Source organism: Flavobacterium erigeronis (assembly GCF_054075165.1).
This window is the reverse complement of the sequence record NZ_JBSKGP010000005.1, coordinates 316,034-331,420: the sequence shown is the minus strand read 5'-3', so window position 1 is coordinate 331,420 and position 15,387 is coordinate 316,034. Positions and strand designations below refer to the sequence as shown.

Sequence of the window (15,387 nt, the reverse complement as noted above, 5' to 3'; positions counted from 1 at the left end):
ATTCTTTAAAACGAATACTTCTCCATTTTCTGCTCATAAATATCCAAAACCTTTGTACTTTCTTTTGATACTTCATCATTCCATTTTTCTTCTATCGAAGGATTTGATGGATATTTTCCGCTTTTCATTTTAACCAAATGATACAATCCTCCACTTTTCATTAAGAGATCAGAAAAATTTTCGGTTGAAATTGGAGCAATCAAAATTGGAAAATCGGTTACGGAGAACTTATTGATCAAACTTCCATTATTATTTAAAATAAAGCCTGAGCAGCCACCGCTTCCGCAGAAATAGGAATTGGAGAAGCCGACAAAATATTCGTCTTTTTTGTCATTATTTAAATCGAAAGCATCATAAAAGAAAAAACGCTCTTCTTTTTTTAATGATGGAAGATCGCTTTTTAAGAGAATCAAAAGTTGCTCTCTTATCATTTTTACCGTTTCTATATCTTTTACAGGCTCTTCATTTAAATTTGCCGTTCCTGCAACTGTTTTAGACAATGTATCAAGGGCAATTGCTTTTACTATATTTTCTTTCCTTTTATCCTTGTTTTGACAAGAACAAAGCACCAAAAATCCGATTAACGTTACGATTATATTTTTCATAATTTGAAAATTTAAATTTCATTCACTCCTTTTCATTCCTTTAAATTACAAAAAATATTCGACAAAGCTTTTTTCTAAACCAAAAGAGCCGCTTTATTTTCAATATCGTTTTCTACCAATAATGATTTTATATTATTGAAAGTCACCAATGCAATCTGCGTTAAAGCTTCGTTGGTAAAAAATGCCTGATGCGCCGTAACTAAAACATTTGGAAAACTCATTAAGCGTTGAATGGCATCATCCTGAATAATATCGGCAGAAAGATCTCTGAAGAATAATTTTTCTTCTTGTTCGTAAACGTCAATTCCTAAATAGCCAATTTTCCCTTCCTTTAATCCTTCAATAACCGATGAAGTTTCTATTAAGCCGCCACGGCTTGTATTGATGATCATAACGCTTTCTTTCATAAAAGAAATTGAAGTCGTATTGATTACATGTTTAGTCTGATCGTTTAACGGACAATGAAGCGAGATGATATCGCTTGATTTGAAAATCTCTTCTAAACCAACAAAAGAAATTCCGTCTTTTTTCATTTCTTCACTTTCTACAATATCATACGCCAAAACTTTACAGCCAAAGCCTATTGCTATTTTAGAAAATGCTTTTCCGATATTTCCAGTTCCTATGATTCCAATTGTTTTTCCGAATAGATCGAAACCTAATAATCCGTTTAAAGAAAAATTCTGTTCCCGAACTCGATTATAGGCTTTATGTGTTTTTCTGTTTAAAGTTAAAATCATGGCCATTGCGTGTTCTGCAACTGCTTGCGGAGAATAGGCGGGAACACGGCAGACTTTTATATTATATTTTTTTGCCGCTTCTAAGTCGACATTATTAAATCCGGCACAACGCAAAGCAATTATTTTTACCTTTTTTTCGGCCAATTGTTTTATAACCATTTCGTTCACAATATCATTTACAAACACACAAACAATTTCGCATTCTTCAATTAAAGCAACTGTTTGCGGGTTAAGCTGTGTTTCAAAAAAATTCAATTGAAAACCAAAATCTTCATTGTATTGATTAAAAAACGTTTTATCATAAGGCTGGGTCGAGAAAAAAGCAATTTTGTTTGCGCCAAGATTTGAGCTCATATTTTTATGTTTTATTATTTCTAAAATTTCCTTTTGGCAGATAATACAGCCATCCAAAACCAATCAAAAATAAAATAAGAGAACCTATAAATGCTGGAATTAAAATTTCTTTATTATGATCTAATGCATTATTTAAAGCGGCATACAATAACCAGATTTGAATACTTACATTTAAAATTAAAACAAATATTAAAGTAGACAGAATAACATTCAACTTATTCGGATTTGCCTGATTTTGGCTTCTTCTAAATGTACTCATAATTTTTATTTTAAACTATTAACTTTCTTTATTTTCAAAAGCTTTCACAAAAATCTTTTCGCCTTTTAAAACTACTTCTAGCTGAGGCAAAGCTCTAGGCGGAGGTCCTGCTATAACATCACCCGTCAAAGCATCAAAAGAACCTTCATGGCACGGACAATGAATAATTCCTGAATTTGGTTTATAATAAACCGCACACGAAAGATGTGTACATTTTTGCTCGAAAGCTCTAAACATGCCACTTTCTAAATGCACTAAAATATATGGAATAGTGCTTCCTTCAATCACAAAACCTCTTGTTCCGCCTAACGGAATATCTTTTATTTCACATACAAAATGTTCGCCGACAACTTCTTCACCTGGCAATAGATACGCTTTTGCAGCCACCAACCCGCTGCCAACCATTAAACCGCCAGAAACCAGCGTTAGGAATTTGGCAAAATCGCGCCGGCTCACTTGCGTGGATTCTTGTTTTTTATATGGAAAATCCTTCTTCCAGTTTTCTTGTAAATTATCTTCTTTAGACATTGGATTTTAGATTTAGAATATTCGTAATTCCGTACTGCCTTTTGGCATCATGATATTTACTTTTGTATTTACGCGTTCTTTTCCAAAAACAAATGAGTTTACTGGAGTACTATTTGGACGCATTTCTTCGATTTGAGCGCGAGTTCCGTAAAACAAGGCACCACTCGGGCAAACTGTTGCACACATTGGTTTTTTGCCAACACTGGTTCTGTCGTAACACATGGTACATTTCATCATTAAATCGTATTCTTCCATTTTCTTCGGAACTCCGAATGGACAAGCCATAACACAGTTGGAACATCCAATGCAGCGTTCTGTATTGGCAGTATGAACTACACCAAATTCATCCTGAGAAATCGCATCGGCTGGACAAACATTCGCACAAACTGGGTCTTCGCAGTGCATGCAAACCTGAACCGTGGTCTGAATCGTAACTTCGCGTTCTACATAATTGACATGAATCATCGATTCCTGACCGTTGGTTTCACATTCTGCACAAGCCATTTCGCAAGCTTTACAGCCTATGCATCTTTGTAAGTCTACAAAAAACTCTTCATTTTTATTATAATTGGTTACATTCATAATTACTTGTTTTTATAGATTAAACACTAGCATAAGCATTGGATTTCTCTGATGAATTTTCTATTTCTCCTAATGGTTCCAATTTACAGGCGCAAACTTTAAACTCTGGGATTTTAGAAATCGGATCTAAAGTCCCAGGCGTTAATTGATTGGCCGATTTTTTCCCTGGCCAGTGGTACGGGATAAAAACAGTATCCTTTCGAATGGTTTCTACAATATTAGCGGGGAAAATTCCTTCTCCTCTTCTTGTAGAAACTTTTACCAATTCTCTCTGCTGAATATTGTATTTCTGAGCCATTTCTGGATGAATTTCCAGCATCGGTTCTGGAAACTGATCTACCAATTTTCCAATTCTTCTGGTTTGAGTTCCGCTTAAATATTGCGAAACCACACGTCCTGTTGTTAAGGTTATCGGATATTCATCATCAGTAACTTCTCCCGGCAGCTTGTATGGTGCGGGATTGAAATGCGCTTTTCCGTCTGGAGTTTTAAATTTTCTGTCTTCCCACAATCTAGGAGTCCCCGGATGATCCTCGGTTGGGCAAGGCCAGAAAACCCCCATATTGTCTTCTACTTTTTTATAGGTAATTCCAAAATAATCTGCTGTTCCTCCTTTTGAAGCTACACGAAGTTCATTAAAAATAGCTTCGCTATTAGCATAAGTAAACTTGTCTTTTTCTCCCAGTCTTTCAGCAATTTCCAATAAAATAGATGTATCGGTTCTCGCTTCTCCCGGAGGCGTTACAGCTTGTCTGATTCGAATTACACGCCCTTCTGCAGAAGTTGTCGTTCCCTCTTCTTCTTCCTGTAAGGATCCAGCCAAAACAATATCGGCGTGGCGTGCGGTTTCATTCAAAAAGAAATCAATACAGACGTAAAACTCTAATTTTTCAAGAGCCGAACGAACATAATTATTGTTTGGAAGCGAAACCAGCGGATTGAAACAAATCGAAATCAATCCCTTAATTTCGTCTCTGTGAATGGCTTCAATAATTTCATAAGCTGTAAGCCCTTTTCCAGGAAGATCTTTTTCATCGATTCCCCAAACATCCGCAATATATTTTCTATGTTCCGGATTTTCAATATCCCTATTTCCGGGCAATTGATCGCATTTGTGACCGTGTTCTCTTCCTCCCTGTCCATTTCCTTGTCCCGTAATGGTTCCGTAGCCACAATATGGCTTTCCAATTCTGCCTGTTGCCAAAACCAGATTAATACAGCCTACCACATTGTCCACACCTTTTGAATGGTGTTCGATTCCTCTTGCGTGCAATAAAAAGCTTGTTTTTGCTTTCCCCCACAACTCGGCGGCCGCTTTTATTTTTTCTTTAGAAATTCCTGTAATTTCTTCTGCCCATTCTAAAGTATAGTCTTTTACCGCATCTATCGTTTCCTGAAATCCTGAAGTATAATTGTCCATAAAATCATGATCGAGCATATCGTGATCTACTAGATATTTCAGCATGGCACCGTATAAAGCAGAATCTGTTCCTGGTCTGACATCGAGATGGATATCGGCTGTTCTTGCCAACGGAATAACACGCGGATCGACTACAATAAGTTTTGCACCTCGATCTCTGGCTTTCCAAATCCAATGGGTTAAAGTTGGAAATGTTTCGCTAATATTTGCTCCAGCAACTATGATAACCTCAGCATATTCCAAATCTGAATAATTATTGGAAGCGCGATCTAATCCAAATGCTTTTTTATTTCCTGCGCCCGCACTTACCATGCAAAGACGTCCGTTATAATCTAAGTTTCTAGTTTTTAAAGCGACTCTGGCAAATTTTCCAACCAAGTAGCTTTTTTCATTAGTCAGCGAAACTCCTGACAGCATCGAAAAAGCATGTTTTCCGTATTTTTCCTGAATTCTTTTGATTTCAGAAACGGTTTTGTCCATTGCATCATCCCAAGACATTTTTTCAAAGCCTTTTCCTTCCACTCTTTTTATTGGATGTAAAAGTCTGTCGGGATGATTGTTTTGAAGATAACGCTGCACTCCTTTTGGGCACAGACGGCCTTCGTTGAAAGGAAATTCCATCCAAGGTTCAAAACCGACCACTTTATTGTCTTTTACCGTTAATTGGATTCCGCACTGCATACCGCAAAAGCAGCAATGTGTTTTTACCGTTTTGTCTGGCTCTTCACGCCCAGGGTATCCTTCTTTTGGTGAATAATTTAAATGCGGACCAAAATCTTCGATTATTTTTTCAGTTGATACAGGTAGTTTTGCCATGTCTAATTTTGTTTTTTTTGTTTCAAGTTTCAAGTTTCAGGTTCTGTGCGTGACTTGAAACTTTAAACTTGAAACCTGAAACTTTTTTTCCTATCCAAATAAATTTCCGCCTTCTAATCTTGCTTTTAAATGTGCTTTTGCCAGACGGTCTCTTTTTCCTTCTGGACTTAAGTCAAGATGCGAATTGCCTTCATCATCACTAAAATCAAAACCTAATTGTTTTGTCACTATTTTTAAGTCATCGATATGTAGCTGTGTGGCAAAAGGCTTTCCTGTTTCGGGACAGATTGCCATTCCTTTTTTTATTCCTTCTTTTTTATAAATATGCGCTCCAATCTGAGCGGGACGCTGAATGATATGAAAGAATTTTCCAAACGGAATCCAAATCAGAAACATAATAACCGTTACGGCGTGAATTACAGCCAGAAAATCATACGCAAATCCTTTCATAAACTGATAGGAATATGTTAGGCATAAACCTGTAACCGAAATTGCAATCAATAAAAGAAGTGGCAGTAAATCACCTTCAAAGGTTTGTGTGGCAATTAACCCTGGATTAGTTAAACGGCGTCTCAAATAATAAAGAGAACCAATTATAACCAAATAAGATGACCAGTTTAGGGCATGAAAAGTCAAAAATGCCATTATGGAACCCAATTCAAAATCCATCACTTTAAAACCAAAAAAATGGGCTTCGTAAACTGAAATGGAATTTGGTGCCAAAGTAAAATGAATCCATCCAAATGTCAGTGGAAAAGTTATGGCAAAAGCAGATAAACAGCCAATTGCAATACAGAAATGTGCTATCCAGCGGTATTTCCCTCTAGGATAAATAAATTTTTGAAAAGCAATATTCTCCACCGATTCTTTCGTCAGAAACCATAAATGCGAGAATACTTTTCCTGTAAATAAAAAATGAATCCCGCGTTTAAAATACATCCACGTTGGCGGGCGCTGCAGCCAAACGGTATATCGATAGACAACTCCAAAAAATGCAAATAGAGTTCCGAAGAGATAAGTTACTAAAGCAGCATCAAAATTCTGCAGTTTTCTTGATCCATAAAAAACCAATACAAGCATAAAAACCGAAGCTGCCGTTGCAATTAATAACGCTTTCGTATTAAATGTTCTTTCTTTCATCTTAAATTAAAATTTAATGATTGCCTATTAACTTGGCTTCTCGCAATTTTTACGATTGTAAAACCACCAATTGATAGCCGTTGCCAATACAGTATATAAAGCAACTCCAATAAAAAACTGATTTACAGTACCATTTGCAGAAATATTATTCCCTATTAATTTAGAAAAAATGAATGGTCCAAAAGCCGCGATTGCAGCTGTCCAGCCGATAACTCCTGCAGCTTGGCGCGCATTTTCTTTAAAAATGATTGGATATTGTCTAAAGGTTCCCGCATTTCCAATTCCTGTAAAAAAGAACATGGCTAGAATTACCGTTACAAAAAGTGGAAACTGCTCCATACTTGCAGGCGCAACTAATCCTTGCGTTACTAAAATGATCGATCCCGCTAAAATTCCCAGACCTGTAATGGTAGTTAAAATTGCTCCGCCAACTTTATCTGCAACAAATCCAAACGCAATTCGGCTGGCTGAACCTAATAATGGACCGTAAAATGCATATACCAAAGGATCTGGCGGATTAGGAAAATCTCCATAAAGAAATTTTATCATTAAAGGAAAAGCTGCCGATAAACCTGCGAAAGTTCCAAAAGTCATGATATAGGTAATGGTACAATACCAAGTATGCTTATTGGAAAAAATATCCATCTGTTCTTTTACAGACGCCATCATTGGAATACTTTTTAAATAAAACCAGCTTAAAATTGCCATAATTATTAAAAAGGGAACATACCAAAATGCTGCCGACTGCAAGTAGATTTCTGATTTTTTAACTGCCGTATTATCAGGTTTAATGTTATCTAAGATTTTTTCAGCCAATTTCGGATTTGCATTGGCAATGGCTTTTGCTTTTGCTTTTATAGGTAAGGCGTTAAAAATAGCTACATTATCAGTAGAGTTTACGGCATTACTTACTGAATCTTTGACATCTTGCTTTATGTTAGCAAGTATTTTTGATTGCATTTCTACATCAAAAGTGGCAAAAACTTCTTTTTGTTTTTCTAAACTTGATGTTTGCAAAAGTGCCAACGTCTCTTTAGGATCAACACTTGTAAAAGTAGATGCCGCGCCATAAATTCCAACACCGATTATGAGAGGTGTTACGAATTGCGCGATTGAAACCCCAAAATTTCCAATTCCGGCCTGTAAACCCAAAGCCGTTCCTTTTAATCGCTGCGGAAAAAACAGACTTGTACTGGGCATGTAGGAAGAGAAATCTCCTCCGCCAAAACCTGTTGTAAAAGCTAAAACTGCAAAAACCCAAAATGGCGTATTTACATTCATAATAGCAAAACCAATTCCGATTACGGGAATTAATTTTAGCAGTGTTGCAAATGATATTACATGTCTTGTACCAAATATGGGTAAAATAAAGGTGTGGATGATTCGAAGAAATCCTGCTGCTATCCCTGGAATTGCGGTTAGCCAAAACAGCTGATCTTTAGAAAAATTAAAGCCTAAGCCTGGTAATTTTACAGCAATAACGCTCATCATAAACCAAGAAGCAAATGACAAGGTTAGCGTTGCTGTAGTAATTATCAGTGTCCGCCATGCTATTTTACTTCCGCCATTATTCCAAAAGGTTTCATCTTCTGGTTCCCATTTGTCTAACCAAGTTTTCATTTTTTTCCTTTTTTATAATTAATGATCCTCTATATGTCTTGTAAAATCTGGTGATTTCCTTCTCATAGCCTTAATGATTGTCCTATGCATCCATAAAAGGCAGAGCACAGAAAGTATAAAAATGAAAATCCATGAACTGGTCCAAAGTCCAGTATAATCGAGTAAGTAGCCAAAGATTATCGGTCCAAAGAAACCGCCTAACCCACCAATAAGACCGACCATTCCGCCGACAACTCCAATTTCATTAGGAAAATATTCGGGAATATGTTTATAGACTGCCGCTTTTCCAATTCCCCACGAAATACCGATAAGTATCACCAAAACAAGATATACCCAAAGATTGGCGCTGAAGTTGATCTGAGTAATTCCTCGCGCTAATAATTCTTTCTTTTTAACTTCTTGATTTTGTTTGACAACGATTTCCTGCCAAGAGTTTTTCACGGGAAAAACAGCATTATTTTCTGTATCTGTTTCTTTCTTAGCCGTAATTTGATGGACTTTTCCATTTACGACAATTTTATCAGCAGCGATTTCTGTAACCGTTCCGTTATTTGATGCCAGAACGCCAGGCCCAGCGGTAAATATTTCCATCTTTGGAAACATGAGCAGAAAACTTATAATTATGGAAGATCCGAGCACCCAATACATCACTTTTCTTGCTCCAAATTTATCTGAAAGATAACCTCCAAAAGCTCTAATGATACCAGAAGGCAGACTGAACATTGTAGCAAACATTCCACCCATTACTAGAGTTGTACCGTAAACATTCATAAAATTAGGAAGCAGCCATTGCGAATAGGCAACAAAAAAACCGAAAACTAAAAAGTAGTACGTTCCAAAACGCCAAACCCTAGTTTTCTTTAATGGAGAAAGCAGTTCGCCCATTGTTTTTGAAACACCTTGATTGGTCTTATTTTTAGCAAAAACAATGAATAACAAACCTATAATTACGAGCGAAGCACCATAAATAATCGGGAGCATTTTCCAGCCGTTTACTGGATCTTTTTCGGAAAAATTATTTAATAAAGTAGGTGCAATGAAAGTAGTAATTGCTGCACCAGCGTTTCCCATTCCAAAGATTCCCAAAGCTCTACCTTGCCATTCTTTTGGATACCAAATTGAAGTATAGCCAATTCCAACAGCGAAACTTGTTCCTACTAAACCAAAGAAAAAACTCAGAACGGCAAAGCTCCAGAATGAATTAGCAAAAGGCAAAAGAAAAAGCGGAATGGAACACAGTAAAAGCAATACAGAAAATATTATTTTTCCGCCGTATTTATCAGTTAAAATTCCTACTGGCAATCTCATAATCGATCCTGTAAGCACGGGAATTCCTAAAAGCCATCCAATCTGCACAACATTCCAGTCAAAAATTTCCTTATCAACCAAAAAAGTAACCAGTACTCCGTTAAGTGTCCAGCAGGCAAAACAAATTGTAAATGCTAGAGTGTTTAAAAAAAGAATACGATGCGATAAGGAAAGATCTGCCATAGAATAAAGTATTAAATTATGTTTTTGAAAATCTATTACTGAAATATGGATAACCTAAAAAAGCCATTCGTAAATAACTGAATAGCAATAGTTTTCTAAAATTATAAAAAATATCTTAAGTAAAACACTTACAATTCTATATTTAGCGAAATATTAATCTTATTTAAACTCATTCTTAAAAAGAACTGATCTTCAATTTGTTAAATAATCTATAATTTTAAAAGTCAGATTAAACCTGTTTCTATTCCTAAAGTCTAATCGGTATAACAATTAAAAAAACTTAACATGAAAAAATTATTTATCGCGGCTATGTTATTTGTTGGAATAGCAAGTTTTGCACAAGAAACAGATCAGAAACCATCACGTGAGCACAAAGAAAGAATGACTCCGGAACAACGTAATGAAAAACAGCTTCAAAAATTGACAACTGAATTAAGTTTAGATGCTAATCAGCAAGCTCAAGTGAAACAACTTTTGGCTGACAGAAGTGCTAAAGCAGAGAAATTTAAAGAAGCACGCAAAGAAAGAAAAGACAGCAATGTAAAACCTACTGCTGAAGAAAAAGCAGCTTTCAAAAAACAAATGGAAGATGAAGTTGCGGCTAACGATGCTAAAATGAAATCGATCTTAAAAGCTGATCAGTACACAAAATGGAAAAGCTTGCAAGAAGAGAAAAAAGACAAAATGCGAGAAAAAGCAAAAGAACATAGAAAAAGCAATGATTAATTTGCAGTAAAAAAAAGGAGGCTTAAAGCCTCCTTTTTGTATTAAAATGTTTTAGATACTTTATCAATCGCATTGATTGTAAAATCTAAATCTTCGTAAGTCAATGCATCTGTAATAAACCACGTCTCGTATGCTGACGGCGCAATGTAAACACCTTCTTGCAATAATCCGTGGAAGAATTTTTTGAATGTTTCGTTATCCCCTTTTGCTGCAGTTTGAAAATCAATAACTGGATTTGCATCAAAGTGAACAGAAATCATAGAACCCACTCTATTGATTGTGAAAACAACATTATTCGCTTTTAAAACCCTGTCAATTCCTGCTTCTAAATAAGCTGTTTTTTCTTCTAAACGAGTAAAGATTTCTTTATCAGAATCTAGTGCTTTTAACATTGCCAATCCAGCCGCCATTGCTAACGGATTTCCAGATAATGTTCCCGCTTGGTAAACTGGTCCAAGAGGTGCTAAATAATTCATGATTTCTTCGCGTGCAGCAAAAGCTCCAACTGGAAGTCCGCCACCGATAACTTTTCCGAAAGTCACGATATCGGCATCAATGCCATATAATTCCTGAACACCACCGCGAGCTAAACGGAAACCTGTCATAACCTCATCAAAAATCAGTAAAATTCCGTTTGCAGTACACAAATCTCTTAAACCTTGCAAGAATCCTTCTTTTGGTACAATACATCCCATATTTCCGGCAACGGCTTCAATAATAATAGCGGCAATTTCTCCTTTATTAGCTTCAACCAATGTTTTTACATTTTCTAAATCATTGTATTTTGCTAACAAAGTATCTTTTGCAGTTCCTTCTGTAACTCCAGGGCTGTTTGGCGAACCAAAAGTTACAGCGCCACTTCCTGCCTGAATCAAGAATGAATCAGAATGTCCGTGATAACAGCCAGCAAATTTGATGATTTTATCTCTTTTTGTAAATCCGCGAGCCAAACGAATCGCACTCATACAAGCTTCTGTACCTGAATTTACAAAACGAATTTTATCGATATTCGGAACCATAGAAACGGCCAAAGCAGCGATTTCAGTTTCCAATTCAGTTGGCATTCCGAATGAAGTTCCCAGTTTCGCTTTTTCAATCACAGCATCAACAACGGGCTGATACGCGTGACCTAAAACCATTGGTCCCCAAGAGTTGATATAATCGATTAATTTATTTCCGTCTTCATCATATAAATAAGCACCTTTAGCACTTTTTACAAAAATCGGAGTTCCGCCAACGGCTTTAAACGCTCTTACTGGTGAATTTACTCCTCCCGGAATTACTTTTTCTGCTTCAGCAAAAAGCTGACTACTTCTTTTATATAACATTATAATATTAGATTTCTGATTTTAGATTTTAGATTGATTCAAACTGAATCTGAAAACTGCCACTGAGACTGAACACTAAAAAACTGAACACTTATTTTACTTTCAGCCTCTGTCCTATCGAAATAGCATTATCAGTCAGATTGTTTTTTTTCTTTAAATCTTCAACCAATAAATTGAATTTTTTTGAAATTGAATATAGTGTATCTCCTTTTTGAACTTCGTATAAATTCGGGTCATAAGGATTCATATTTATTTTAGGATCGGAAATAGCTACTGAAGATGAACTTCTTGTTGGAGCCGAAGTATTAATTGGCACATAGTTTTTTCCTGTAACCTGACAATCGTATTGATGCAGATTGTAACGCTCAATATAACTAATTAGTTTATCTGGATATTTTGGATCTGTTGCATAACCGCAAGCTCTTAAGCCTTTTGCCCAAGCTTTGTAATCGTCTTTTTCATAGGTAAATAACGATTCATATCTTTTCTTGCCTACTAAAAATAAAGCGTGATCTCTATACGATTCGGAAGCCTGAGGATATTTTCTAAAACATTCCTGAGCAGAATCATCATCATGACGAACACTTTCGCCCAACCAATCTTTATGGCATTTAATTCCGAAGTGATTATTAGCTTCAACAGCCAAATCACCGCGTCCTGCACCCGATTCTAAAATTCCCTGCGCTAGAATAATACTTGCCGGAATTCCGTACGTTTTCATGTTTCCTACCGCAATTTCTTTATACTGCAGAATATAATTATTGATTAAATCGCTGGTTACAACTGTTTTTGAAGTTGACTGAATAACCTCTGTTGTATTATTTGTAGATGGATAATTTTTACCGATTGGTTTTGCGGGAGTGCCTCTTTTTGTAGCAGCTGTTCTAGATTGAACTGCAGCCGCTTTTTTAGTCGTCGCGATGGCAGGCTTACTAGAAGAGCAGCTTGCTAAAGCTAATATTACGAGAAGTAATACAATTTTTTTAATCATTGGTTGTAAGTATTGGTAATTTCTTCTGCTTCAACTTTATATTCATTCCGTCAATTCCCTGCAATCCGCCTGTGTGAATGAGTAAAATTTTTGAATGTGCAGGAAAATAATTTTTACCGATTAAATCTATAACGCCAAAAACCATCTTTCCTGTATAAATTGGATCTAAAGGCACTTTTGTTTCTTCAAAAAAAGCATTAATAAATTCAATTAATTCTAAATTTATCTTGCCATAGCCTCCAAAATGATAGTCAGAAATTAAATTCCAGTTATCTTTTTTTGCAAAAATACGAATTTCATCGGTTAAAAAGTCACCTTTTAACGCTGGAAAGCCCAAAATTTTCTGATTTGGCAGCGAACTATTAATTAATCCCGAAATCGTACCGCCTGTTCCAACCGCACAGCAAACGAAATCAAAAACAGAATCTTCGTCGGTCAAAATCTCTTCACAGCCTTTTACCGCCAGTTCGTTTGTCCCGCCTTCCGGAACCAAATAGAAATCGCCAAACTTTTCTTTTAGTTTTTCTATAAAAGAGTTTTCGCTTTTTAATCGATACTCTTCTCTCGAAACAAATTCAAATTTCATTCCGTTTTCCTGAGCAAATTTTAAGGTTGGATTTTCTTCTATTTTATCTAAAAGTTCGTCCCCGCGAATAATTCCGATTGTGTTAAAATCTTGTTCTTTTCCGGCATAAGCAACCGCTGCAATATGATTGGAAAATGCACCGCCAAAAGTCAGCAACGTTCTTTTATTTTCGGCTTTCGCTTGAAGAAGATTGTATTTCAGTTTTCTGAATTTATTTCCTGAAACAAACGGATGAATTAAATCTTCGCGCTTTATGGTCAAAGAAATAGCGTTCGGAAACTGAATGTTTATGGATTGATTGAAAACTGGATTCATTTTGATTTTATGTAATTCAGAAATTGGAAAAAAGATCTGTTTTTTAGATAATTTAAATCCGTTTCTTTAGTATAGGCTTCTCTTTCAAAACTAATATTTCGGTACGCTAAATCTTTGCTTTTGTATTGAATCAGACGAATAAAAAATTCTAAAATGTACCAGATAAAAAACGGAAGAACTAGCATTTCAAGCTGTTGTCTTAAATGTATTTTTTCATGATTAACGAATGCTCCGTTTGCTTTATCAAAATCATATTTAACCAAAACGAAAGGAAATAAAGCCATTCCTCGATATCCTTTCGGAATTAAATATTTAGCAACAATCAGAAACATTGGCTGTAAAATTTATAAATTTGTAGCTATAAAATTGTTCGATTTCAATAAAATCATAATCAAATATTTTTATTTTTGATTTTAGTTATTCGAAAAAGAACGCGAAGCAGATTTATGAAAGAGCAAAGTAATGAAAATAAATTAATCGAAGGCGAAGATTTTTACTATACGCCCGAAGGTTATAAATGCTTTACCGAAAAACACCATTTAAAACGCGGTTATTGCTGCAAAAGTGGCTGCCGCCATTGTCCGTACGGATATGATAAAAAAACAGGAAGAATAAATAAAAATTAGAATACCACAAAATGAAGGTTTTCATCAATAAAAACATACCAGAAGCTGGCATTAAATTGCTTCAAGAAAAAGGAATTAACTTTACTGTAAACCCAACTGAAAATGTTTTATCAAGAGAAGAATTTATACAAATCTGTCAGGAAAATGATGCTCTTTTGAATGTTGGAACCAATAAATTGGATGAAGATTTTTTTGAACAATGCCCGAATTTAAAAGGAATTGCTTTGTTTTCTGTTGGATTTGATTCGGTTCATATTCCATCAGCAAATAAACGAAAAATTCCTGTTGGCAATACGCCAGATGTTTTAAGCCGAGCTACTTCTGATGTTGCCTTTCTATTAATGCAAAGCGTGGCAAGAAAATCATTCTTTAATCATAAAAGAATTCTAAATGATGATTGGGGAAGTTTTGATCCGTTAGCCAATTTAGGACAGGAACTTTATGGCAAAACGCTCGGAGTTTTCGGTTTAGGAAGAATTGGTTTTGAAATGGCTAAAAAATGCAAAGCCGCATTCGGAATGAATATTATTTATCATAATCGTTCTCATAATGAAATCGCTGAAAAGGAGTTGGATGCGAAATTAGTAGATTTTGAAACTTTACTTTCACAAAGTGATGTTTTGAGCATTCATTCTAATTATAGCGAAGAAAATAATGAGATTTTCAATAAAGATGCTTTCGCAAAAATGAAAAATAATGCGATTTTCATCAACACAGCAAGAGGAAAATTTCAAAATGAAGAAGATTTATTCGAAGCTTTAACTAACAATATTATTTGGGGAGCAGGACTTGACGTTACAAACCCGGAACCTATGAAGTCAGACAATCCGTTATTGTCGTTTCCAAATTGTTGTGTTTTACCGCATATTGGTTCAGCAACTTACGAAGCTAGAAACGGAATGGCAGTTTGTGCCGCACAAAATATAATTGCGCTTTTTGAAAATAAGAAAATGCCGTTTTGTGTAAATGAGGAAGTTTATTCTTAATTAGAAAATGTGCCAATTTGAGAATTGGATAATTATTTAAAATTCCAATTTTTTAAATTCCAAATTCCAATCTAAAATCAACAATCTAAAATCTAAAATATAGACATGGATATTCGTTCAAGAAAATTTAAGATTACGATTTATAAGTCGTATCATCGGTCGGATATCCGTTATCCCTAGTTTTTTAATTAGAAAATGTGACAATTTGTGAATTAGATAATTATTGGAAAATTCCAATTTTTATCCCGAGGCTTCGGAACCAAATTCCAATTGA

General features: G+C 35.4%; 16 protein-coding genes. 3 read left to right on the top strand and 13 right to left on the bottom strand.

Annotated elements, in window-relative coordinates; genetic code table 11:
• Window positions 1-5: 5 nt before the first annotated feature.
• From ACWA1F_RS12355 to ACWA1F_RS12315, 9 genes are all read right to left on the bottom strand, one after another.
• The gene (locus tag ACWA1F_RS12355) at window positions 6-605 is read right to left on the bottom strand and encodes a hypothetical protein (protein ID WP_456893991.1); all 600 of its coding nucleotides are present in this window, start codon (window positions 603-605) and stop codon (window positions 6-8) included.
• A gap of 74 nt (window positions 606-679) precedes the next feature.
• The gene (locus ACWA1F_RS12350) at window positions 680-1,699 is read right to left on the bottom strand and encodes a 2-hydroxyacid dehydrogenase (protein WP_456893990.1); all 1,020 of its coding nucleotides are present in this window, start codon (window positions 1,697-1,699) and stop codon (window positions 680-682) included.
• Window positions 1,700-1,703: 4 nt separating this feature from the next.
• Window positions 1,704-1,958 carry a DUF6755 family protein gene (locus ACWA1F_RS12345; RefSeq protein ID WP_456893989.1) on the bottom strand — a complete coding sequence of 85 codons (255 nt, stop codon included), beginning with the start codon at window positions 1,956-1,958 and terminating at the stop codon, window positions 1,704-1,706.
• A gap of 18 nt (window positions 1,959-1,976) precedes the next feature.
• Window positions 1,977-2,486: a QcrA and Rieske domain-containing protein gene (locus ACWA1F_RS12340; protein ID WP_306158546.1), complete on the bottom strand. Its 510-nt coding sequence runs from the start codon at window positions 2,484-2,486 to the stop codon at window positions 1,977-1,979.
• Window positions 2,487-2,498: 12 nt separating this feature from the next.
• Window positions 2,499-3,068 carry a 4Fe-4S dicluster domain-containing protein gene (locus ACWA1F_RS12335; protein WP_144215177.1) on the bottom strand — a complete coding sequence of 190 codons (570 nt, stop codon included), beginning with the start codon at window positions 3,066-3,068 and terminating at the stop codon, window positions 2,499-2,501.
• A 19-nt stretch (window positions 3,069-3,087) separates the two neighbouring features.
• The gene (locus tag ACWA1F_RS12330) at window positions 3,088-5,304 is read right to left on the bottom strand and encodes a molybdopterin oxidoreductase family protein (RefSeq protein ID WP_456893988.1); all 2,217 of its coding nucleotides are present in this window, start codon (window positions 5,302-5,304) and stop codon (window positions 3,088-3,090) included.
• A 90-nt stretch (window positions 5,305-5,394) separates the two neighbouring features.
• Window positions 5,395-6,444 (bottom strand): MFS transporter, encoded by a 1,050-nt coding sequence (locus tag ACWA1F_RS12325; protein ID WP_456893987.1) that lies wholly within the window; start codon window positions 6,442-6,444, stop codon window positions 5,395-5,397.
• A 27-nt stretch (window positions 6,445-6,471) separates the two neighbouring features.
• Entirely contained in the window at window positions 6,472-8,064 is a 1,593-nt protein-coding gene (locus tag ACWA1F_RS12320) for a magnesium transporter MgtE N-terminal domain-containing protein (protein WP_456893986.1), read from the bottom strand.
• Between the two features lie 18 nt (window positions 8,065-8,082).
• Window positions 8,083-9,555: an MFS transporter gene (locus ACWA1F_RS12315; RefSeq protein ID WP_456893985.1), complete on the bottom strand. Its 1,473-nt coding sequence runs from the start codon at window positions 9,553-9,555 to the stop codon at window positions 8,083-8,085.
• Between the two features lie 285 nt (window positions 9,556-9,840).
• Here ACWA1F_RS12315 and ACWA1F_RS12310 point away from each other — a divergent pair, with 285 nt between their 5' ends.
• Window positions 9,841-10,281: a hypothetical protein gene (locus tag ACWA1F_RS12310; RefSeq protein WP_306158536.1), complete on the top strand. Its 441-nt coding sequence runs from the start codon at window positions 9,841-9,843 to the stop codon at window positions 10,279-10,281.
• 41 nt (window positions 10,282-10,322) lie between these two features.
• Here the strand turns inward: ACWA1F_RS12310 and hemL are convergent, their stop codons facing one another.
• The 4 genes from hemL to ACWA1F_RS12290 form a co-directional block, all read right to left on the bottom strand.
• On the bottom strand, window positions 10,323-11,609 hold the full coding sequence (gene hemL / locus ACWA1F_RS12305) for a glutamate-1-semialdehyde 2,1-aminomutase (protein ID WP_456893984.1): 1,287 nt from the start codon (window positions 11,607-11,609) through the stop codon (window positions 10,323-10,325).
• A gap of 91 nt (window positions 11,610-11,700) precedes the next feature.
• On the bottom strand, window positions 11,701-12,600 hold the full coding sequence (locus ACWA1F_RS12300; RefSeq protein ID WP_306158532.1) for a glucosaminidase domain-containing protein: 900 nt from the start codon (window positions 12,598-12,600) through the stop codon (window positions 11,701-11,703).
• Window positions 12,593-13,501: a 1-aminocyclopropane-1-carboxylate deaminase/D-cysteine desulfhydrase gene (locus ACWA1F_RS12295; protein WP_456893983.1), complete on the bottom strand. Its 909-nt coding sequence runs from the start codon at window positions 13,499-13,501 to the stop codon at window positions 12,593-12,595. The genes ACWA1F_RS12300 and ACWA1F_RS12295 overlap by 8 nt, the downstream gene beginning before the upstream one ends.
• Window positions 13,498-13,833: a hypothetical protein gene (locus tag ACWA1F_RS12290; protein WP_456893982.1), complete on the bottom strand. Its 336-nt coding sequence runs from the start codon at window positions 13,831-13,833 to the stop codon at window positions 13,498-13,500. Before ACWA1F_RS12290 ends, ACWA1F_RS12295 begins: the two co-directional genes overlap by 4 nt.
• Before the next feature lie 114 nt (window positions 13,834-13,947).
• On the opposite strand from ACWA1F_RS12290, the gene ACWA1F_RS12285 reads away from it, so the two are divergent.
• Complete coding sequence (locus tag ACWA1F_RS12285) at window positions 13,948-14,127, top strand: DUF5522 domain-containing protein (RefSeq protein ID WP_095928730.1); 180 nt, start codon at window positions 13,948-13,950, stop codon at window positions 14,125-14,127.
• Window positions 14,128-14,138: 11 nt separating this feature from the next.
• Window positions 14,139-15,113, top strand: a complete 975-nt coding sequence (locus tag ACWA1F_RS12280; protein ID WP_456893981.1) for a 2-hydroxyacid dehydrogenase — start codon at window positions 14,139-14,141, stop codon at window positions 15,111-15,113.
• Window positions 15,114-15,387: the final 274 nt, after the last annotated feature.

Coding starts and splice junctions, on each gene's coding strand:
- ACWA1F_RS12325 (WP_456893987.1), bottom strand. CDS start 6,444: ATGAAAGAAAGAACATTTAATACGAAAGCGTTATTAATTGCAACGGCA.
- ACWA1F_RS12315 (WP_456893985.1), bottom strand. CDS start 9,555: ATGGCAGATCTTTCCTTATCGCATCGTATTCTTTTTTTAAACACTCTA.
- ACWA1F_RS12280 (WP_456893981.1), top strand. CDS start 14,139: ATGAAGGTTTTCATCAATAAAAACATACCAGAAGCTGGCATTAAATTG.
- ACWA1F_RS12285 (WP_095928730.1), top strand. CDS start 13,948: ATGAAAGAGCAAAGTAATGAAAATAAATTAATCGAAGGCGAAGATTTT.
- ACWA1F_RS12355 (WP_456893991.1), bottom strand. CDS start 605: ATGAAAAATATAATCGTAACGTTAATCGGATTTTTGGTGCTTTGTTCT.
- ACWA1F_RS12340 (WP_306158546.1), bottom strand. CDS start 2,486: ATGTCTAAAGAAGATAATTTACAAGAAAACTGGAAGAAGGATTTTCCA.
- ACWA1F_RS12330 (WP_456893988.1), bottom strand. CDS start 5,304: ATGGCAAAACTACCTGTATCAACTGAAAAAATAATCGAAGATTTTGGT.
- ACWA1F_RS12295 (WP_456893983.1), bottom strand. CDS start 13,501: ATGAATCCAGTTTTCAATCAATCCATAAACATTCAGTTTCCGAACGCT.
- ACWA1F_RS12310 (WP_306158536.1), top strand. CDS start 9,841: ATGAAAAAATTATTTATCGCGGCTATGTTATTTGTTGGAATAGCAAGT.
- ACWA1F_RS12350 (WP_456893990.1), bottom strand. CDS start 1,699: ATGAGCTCAAATCTTGGCGCAAACAAAATTGCTTTTTTCTCGACCCAG.
- hemL (WP_456893984.1), bottom strand. CDS start 11,609: ATGTTATATAAAAGAAGTAGTCAGCTTTTTGCTGAAGCAGAAAAAGTA.
- ACWA1F_RS12335 (WP_144215177.1), bottom strand. CDS start 3,068: ATGAATGTAACCAATTATAATAAAAATGAAGAGTTTTTTGTAGACTTA.
- ACWA1F_RS12345 (WP_456893989.1), bottom strand. CDS start 1,958: ATGAGTACATTTAGAAGAAGCCAAAATCAGGCAAATCCGAATAAGTTG.
- ACWA1F_RS12300 (WP_306158532.1), bottom strand. CDS start 12,600: ATGATTAAAAAAATTGTATTACTTCTCGTAATATTAGCTTTAGCAAGC.
- ACWA1F_RS12290 (WP_456893982.1), bottom strand. CDS start 13,833: ATGTTTCTGATTGTTGCTAAATATTTAATTCCGAAAGGATATCGAGGA.
- ACWA1F_RS12320 (WP_456893986.1), bottom strand. CDS start 8,064: ATGAAAACTTGGTTAGACAAATGGGAACCAGAAGATGAAACCTTTTGG.